This is a genomic window from Corallococcus aberystwythensis (genome assembly GCF_003612165.1).
GTDB lineage: Bacteria > Myxococcota > Myxococcia > Myxococcales > Myxococcaceae > Corallococcus > Corallococcus aberystwythensis.
This window is the reverse complement of record NZ_RAWK01000099.1, coordinates 24,673-31,118: the sequence shown is the minus strand read 5'-3', so window position 1 is coordinate 31,118 and position 6,446 is coordinate 24,673. Positions and strand designations below refer to the sequence as shown.

The following is a 6,446-nucleotide window of genomic DNA, read 5'->3' as shown; positions in this document are numbered from 1 at the left end:
GGCCTGGGGCGCGGGCTTGCCGGGTTCGCTCCAGGACTCGTCGGGGGTCGCGCTCCGGGACGGAGGGGCGGGCGTCTGGGCCCGCGCGGGGGCGGCCGAAGCCAGGGCCAGGACCGACAGGGTGAGGAGACCGGAGAGGCGCATGGTGGAAGAGGGCAGGCAGCCTAGCCCACGCCCTGCCCGTGAACGAGGCCTGCCCGACCTCTCTCCCGCCATCCGGTCGCGTCTGGAAAGCGGCAGCCGCGCCACAATGCTGATGACGGGGGCCGGGCCCGGTCTACCATCCGCGCCCGCGAGCATGGCGTCGGTGAGGAGAGCCAACGGGATGAGGGTCGGACGGGGTGCACTGCTGATGGCGCTCGCCGCACTGGGCGCGTGCAGCAGGCCCGGTGCGGGCACGAACACGGCGGATGCGGGAGCGCCCATCACCGGATTGCCGGGGCGGCCGTCCACGCTGACCGTGCCCTCGTGCGAGGAACTGCTGCCCGCGGACCTGCGCGACCTCACGCTGAACGGCTTCACGCTGAAGGAAGAGCGGGCGTGCCCCACGTGCGGGCCCGTGTGCTCGCTGCGTTCGGCGGCGCTGGCGGACGTGTCCGTGTCGGTGGCGTATGACTGCCAGCCGCACTACGCGACGGCGGATGCGCGCGCGCTGCTCGCGCCCACGCTGAACGCGGGCGGAGAAGAGGTTCCGGCGCTGGGCCGGGCCGCCGCGCGCCGCAACCCCGTGCAGGGCATGACGCAGGTGGTGACGTGGGATGACGACACGCCGTGCGTCGTCGTCGTGACCTGGCTGGGGGACGACCCGGAACGTGCGCTGGACGTGGCCCGCCTGGCGGTGACGTCGCATCACGGCATGGAGGATCCAACGGCCGACGCGGGCACGGAGCTTCCGCCCGACGCGGGAGACAGCCTCCTGCTGGATGCGCCGCTGGAGCCGCTGGACAGCCTCACCACGCCGCGCTCGGGGACGGAGGACCTGCTCTCCGCGCCTCAGGGCACGCGCCCCGCGGCGCGGCCGACAGTGGCCCCCGCTCCGCGGAAGCCCGTGCCGGCCGCGCCAGGTGTTCCAGACGCGGGATAGACATGGGGCACGGGCGCTCTCGGGCCCCGTGCCCCCTTCCCCGCTACAGCGTCTCCAGGTACGCCACCAGGTCGTCCACGTCCGCGTCGGACAGCCCCGCGGTCATGCCGTGCTGGTTCGACTCGCGGCCGTTCAACAGGCGGGCCTTGAGCGAGGGGGCGCTGCCGTCATGCAGGTACGGCGCGGTGCGGCCCACGCCCAGCAGGGACGGCGTGTTGAGCCCCGCCCGGATGACCGCCGCCGCGTCCTGCAGCACGCCCGAGCGCACGAAGGTGCCCACGTCCACGTTGGTGTTGTTCGTGAGCGCCGTGCCCGTGTGGCACGTGTCGCACTTCGCCTGCGTGAAGAGCGCGGCCCCGCGCGCCTGCGACGCCGTCAGCGGCTCGCCCCGGAACGCGTTGTCCGGCGTGGGGATGGCGTCGATGAAGGCCCCCAGCTTCGCCACCGTGTCCGCGTCCAGCTCCTGACCGCCCATGCGGTCCTTCACCGTGGCGTTCATGAAGTCCCCCAGCCCGGAGAACTCGCCGCTCCAGTGGAAGGGCGCCGTCGCCGTCGTCATGCGCCCCGCCAGGCTGGGCGTCTGGCGCGGCCCGTCCGGGAAGCCCCACACGTGGCCGTCCTCGCGGCCCTCCAGGTGGCACGACGCGCAGGACACCGCCACGGCTGGGCTGGTCATCCGCTCATCCACCGCGCTGAAGAACAGCCGCCGGCCCGCCACCGCCAGCGGCGGCAGCGTGTCGCCCGCGATGACCAGGCGCTCGCCCTCCTCCTGGATGAAGCTCTCCATCTGACCGTTGGGCACCAGCGTGCTCACCGTGTGGTCGAACGCGTTGTAGACGTACGCCTTGCGCCCGTCCCGCGTGAGCGCGATGCCGTTGGGCCCCGCGCCCACGTCCACCAGCTGCCGCACCGGGCTCCCCTCGCTCGCCAGGTCCGAACCGGAGCGGCGGTACGAGGGCAGGATGGCCACGTTGTTCGACTCCTGGTTCACCAGGAACAGCCACGCGCCCGTGGGGTCCACCACCGCCGCGGACGGCCCCTGCAGGGGCGTCGTGAACGCGGGGCTCGCGATGAGCGACGTGGGGTAGTCCGGCTTCTCCTCCGGCGGCGGCTTGCACTCGTCCAGGTCGTCCACCACCGGCCGGGGCGCTTCGTCCTCCGTGTCGAAGGTGATCAGGCCCGCGGCCACCACGCCGCCGCCAGAGACCGCGCCGCACGGCGTCCCGCCGCCGTACATGGACTCGCCCGGGTTCGGATCACGCCCGTCCACGGGCCCGCCCAGCGGATCCTCGCGCGACCACAACACCGGCGCGAAGAGGCGCCGTCCGTCCGGAGCGCTCAGCAGGTCCACCATGCCGCGCGCCCGGAAGGAGCGCGGGCTGGACTGGCCCGGCGGCTCATCGAACGGCACGGGGATGCCGACGGCGCCCGCGGAGGACGGCCGGTTCGCCTTCGAGTTCAGGTCCGTGCCGCCGCGCATCACCCGGGGCCGGTTCGCGTCCGACAGGTCCACCGTCACCACGTCGCCCTGCCGGAACAGCGACACCGCCGCCTTGCGGCCGTCCTCCAGCAGCGCGATGCCGCGCGGCTCCTCTCCCAGCGGCAGCTCCCAGCGCGCCGTGAGCGTGCCCGTGTCGATGGCGGTGAGGCTGCCGTGCGCGGCGGACTCGCGCGTGGCGCTGTTCACCACGTACAGCGTGTGGCCGTCCGGCGACAGCGTCAGCCCCGTGGGCTCCACGCCCACCGGGACGCGCGCGGCCTCCACCGCGTCCCCCTTGCGGATGACGGACACGCTCCTGCCACCCCGGTTCGTCACGTACACGGTGTCGTCCGGGCCCACCGTCACGCGCTCCGGACGCGGGCCCACCCGCACCTCGGACACCTTCTCCCGGCGCGCGGTGTCCACCACGGCGAGGATGCCGTTGTCCGCGTCCACCACGTAGAGCAGCGAGTCATCCCGGCTGAGCGCCACGGACCCGGAGGCATTGCTCCAGGTGCCCGCCACCTCGCGCTCCTTGCAACCCGAAAGCACCAGCGTCGTCACCGCGCAGAACGCGGCCCATCCCTGCCGTCGCATCGGAAATGCCTTCCCCTCCCGCGAAGGCCCGCGCGTGCGTCCAGCCCATTCCGCGCGTGGCCCCACGGCCTGTCGGGAGCGTGCCGGCCCTGCTCACACGCCCTCCCGAGAGCCGCATGCTCGCCCAGCCGCCCCCCTGAAGTCGACGCCTTCCGGACCCGCCGTATGCCTCCCGACAGTGTCGGGAAGACTCCTCCCTGGCCCCCAAATGCCGCGAGCACCCGGCCTCTGTCGCGTGTAGACACAGGGGGCCGTGACCCGTCCCGCGCCCGTCATCCTCAGCTTCCGGCGCACGTTCGCGCTGCTCATCCTGCTGGTCGTGCTTCCCTCGGCCGGCCTGTCCGGCTTCGGCGTCGTGGCCATCATCAACGAGCGCGCCGCGGTGGAGAAACGCCTGGAGGCCGCGTGGCGGGGGACCCTGGCGGACCTGTCCGCGGAGGTGCCCCGCGCGCTCAGCAGCGGACGGCTGGAGCGGGTGGACAGCGTGCGGCTGGCGTTCCTCCTGCCGGACGACCAGGAGCTGTCCGACCCGGAGGGCACCTTCCACGTGGAGAACGGGCTGGTGCGCACGGCGGATCCGCAGCTGGCGGAGGCCCTGGCGGCGCTGGTGCCGGAGGCCGCCTCGCTGCCCACGGTGCCCACCGTCTTCTCGCTCGCCACGAACGGCCGCGCGGTGATGGTGGCCGCCGAGCGCCAGGGCGTGACCGTGCGGGGCGTGCGGCTGTCGGGCATCGCGCTGGACGCGCTCCTGTCGGACAAGGCGCAGGGGCGGACCACGTCGGAGCCCGTGCGCTTCACGCTCCTGCCCGTGCCGCGCGACACGTCCAGCGAGGGCGGGCTCGTCAACCGGCTGATGTCGGAGGTGGCCCAGGCGCGGCAGAACGCGCTGGGGCCGCCGGTGCTCGCGGAGCGGGTGCTGTCCGCGCCGCTGCAGGACTTCCGCCTGGTGGTGCTGCCCATGGGCGAGGACCCCGTGGCGAGCGCCTCCACGCGCAACCGCGTCGTGTACGGCGTGCTCCTGGGCCTGTTCTACCTGACGCTCACCTTCGGCGTGGCGTACACCGGCCGCGTGCTCTACCGCGAGGCGCGCCTGTCGCGCATGAAGACGGACTTCGTGTCGCTGGTGAGCCATGAGCTGCGCACGCCGCTCACCTCCATCCGCATGTTCATCGAGACGCTGGCCCTGGGCCGGCTGAAGGACCCGGCGCAGACGCAGGAGGTGCTGGACCTGCTCACGAAGGAGACCGAGCGGCTGTCGGACCTCATCGAGCGGGTGCTGGACTGGGCGCGCATCGAGAGCGGCCGCAAGGTGTACCAGCGCGAGCCCCTGCCGGTGATGGACGTGGTGGACGCGGCGGTGGTGGCCTTCCGCACGCAGCGGTTGGGCGACGGGATGGAGTTCACCGTGACGGTGGATGACGCGCTGCCCAAGGTGGACGTGGACCGGGTCGCGGTGGCGGGCGCGCTGCTCAACCTGTTGCAGAATGCCTACAAGTACAGTGGCCCCACGAACCGCAGAATCGCCCTCCGGGCACAGAGAGACGGCGGATACGTGAACCTGTCGGTGGAGGACAACGGGGTGGGAATCGCCAGGAAGGACCGCAAGCGCATCTTCGAGCGCTTCTACCGGGTGGACAACCTGCTCACGCGCAAGACGGAGGGCAGCGGCCTGGGGCTCGCCATCAGCAAGCGCATCGTGGACGCGCACGGCGGCCGCATCACCGTGAAGAGCGAACCCGGCCGGGGCAGCTGCTTCACCCTCCAACTGCCGGTGAGCCGCGCATGAGCACGTCCGTCCCCGAAGAGGAGAAGCCCCGGCGCATCCTGGTGGTGGAGGACGACCTGTCCATCCTCACCGGCGTGTCCATGAACCTGCGCTTCGAAGGCTACGAAGTGCTTCAGGCCCAGGACGGCCGCACGGGCCTGGCCAAGGCGCTGGACGAAGCGCCGGACCTGCTGGTGCTGGACCTGATGCTGCCGGAGCTCAACGGCTACGAAGTCATCCGCGAGCTGCGCCAGCGCGGCCGGGACACGCCCGTGGTGGTGCTGTCCGCGCGGGGCCAGGAGTCGGACAAGATTCTGGGCCTCAACCTGGGCGCGGATGACTACGTGGTGAAGCCCTTCGGCCTCCAGGAGCTGCTGGCGCGCATCAAGGCGGTGCTGCGCCGGAGGTTCGGGGGCACGAGCGCCACGCCGCCGCCGGTGACGTTCGGGGACGTGAAGGTGGACCTGTCCCAGCGCACGGTGGCGCGCGACGGGCAGCCGGTGGAATTGACGGCGCAGGAGTTCAAGCTGCTGGCGCACTTCCTCGCGCACCCGGGCCGCACCTTCACCCGCGAGGAGCTGTTGTCAGGCGCGTGGGGCTACCACTACGAGGGCAGCGCGCGCACGGTGGACAACTTCATGCGCCAGTTGCGGCTGAAGTTCGAAACGGACCCCGAAGCGCCCCGGCACTTCCTCACGGTGCGCGGGCTGGGCTACCGCTTCGAGCGCTGAAGCGGCGCGCTAGATCCCGGCGACGCCAATCTGGCGCAGGTCCTCCAGGTCGAAGGGCTTGCCTTCGAAGCGGCCGAAGCGCTCGCGCAGCGTGAGGCCGCTGGCGGTGAGGGCGGCCTCCAGTTCCTCCGGGAGGAAGTGGCGCAGCTTGAGGCGGCGGATGGGGCTCTGGCCTCCGGCGGGACGCCGCTCGCGCAGGTGCAGGGCGAAGAGCGGACGGCGGGGCTCCACCGCGGCGCCGGGTTCGTCGTCGTCGCGCGGCAGCACGGGCTCGCGCGGGGCGTTGAGCACGTCGTAGATGAACGTTCCGCCGGGGGCCAGGTGGTGGCGCACGGTGGCGAGGAACGCCTCCAGGTCATCCCGGCCGGCCATCAGGCCCAGCGCGTGCTGCGGGGCGAGCACCAGGGGGAACTTCTCCGGCAGCCGCAGCGCGCGAGGGTCGGCGGCCATGAGGCGCGTGCGTTCGGAGACGTCCGGGGACTCGGAGGAGCGGCGCTCCTCGGCGGAGCGGATCATCGCCTCGGACGGGTCCACACCCACGGTGGAGAAGCCATGGCCCGCGAGCGCCCAGGGCACCCGGCCGTTGGCGGCGCCCAAGACGAGCACGGGCCCGCCGTGCTCAGAGGCCTGCCGTGTGTAGAAGACGAGGTCCGGCTCCTGTCCCACGAGGGACAGCGGGGTGCGGCCACGTGCGTCGTTCCCAGCCATTGCCCAGGCCCTAGCACGGTTGGGGGGCGCTACGGGACCCCGGCATTCGCACAATGGGTAAAGGATTGCCCACCCGGTGTC

Annotated in this window: 5 protein-coding genes; 3 read left to right on the top strand and 2 right to left on the bottom strand. The window is 72.5% G+C overall.

All coding sequences use genetic code 11. The features are described from left to right. The first annotated feature begins 325 nt into the window (after nt 1-325). Nucleotides 326-1,084, top strand: coding sequence for a hypothetical protein (locus tag D7W81_RS17890; protein WP_208721351.1), 759 nt, complete (start codon nt 326-328; stop codon nt 1,082-1,084). Nucleotides 1,085-1,127: 43 nt separating this feature from the next. Here D7W81_RS17890 and D7W81_RS17885 read toward each other — a convergent pair whose 3' ends face one another. Continuing rightward, entirely contained in the window at nt 1,128-3,161 is a 2,034-nt protein-coding gene (locus D7W81_RS17885) for a c-type cytochrome (RefSeq protein WP_120556603.1), read from the bottom strand. Between the two features lie 253 nt (nt 3,162-3,414). On the opposite strand from D7W81_RS17885, the gene D7W81_RS17880 reads away from it, so the two are divergent. Further along, nucleotides 3,415-4,947, top strand: a complete 1,533-nt coding sequence (locus D7W81_RS17880) for a sensor histidine kinase (RefSeq protein WP_120556602.1) — start codon at nt 3,415-3,417, stop codon at nt 4,945-4,947. Beyond that, complete coding sequence (locus D7W81_RS17875; protein WP_120556601.1) at nt 4,944-5,657, top strand: response regulator transcription factor; 714 nt, start codon at nt 4,944-4,946, stop codon at nt 5,655-5,657. Before D7W81_RS17880 ends, D7W81_RS17875 begins: the two co-directional genes overlap by 4 nt. Before the next feature lie 9 nt (nt 5,658-5,666). On the opposite strand, the gene D7W81_RS17870 is transcribed toward D7W81_RS17875, so the two are convergent. Continuing rightward, nucleotides 5,667-6,365 (bottom strand): class I SAM-dependent methyltransferase, encoded by a 699-nt coding sequence (locus D7W81_RS17870; RefSeq protein WP_120556600.1) that lies wholly within the window; start codon nt 6,363-6,365, stop codon nt 5,667-5,669. Between the last annotated feature and the right edge of the window lie 81 nt (nt 6,366-6,446).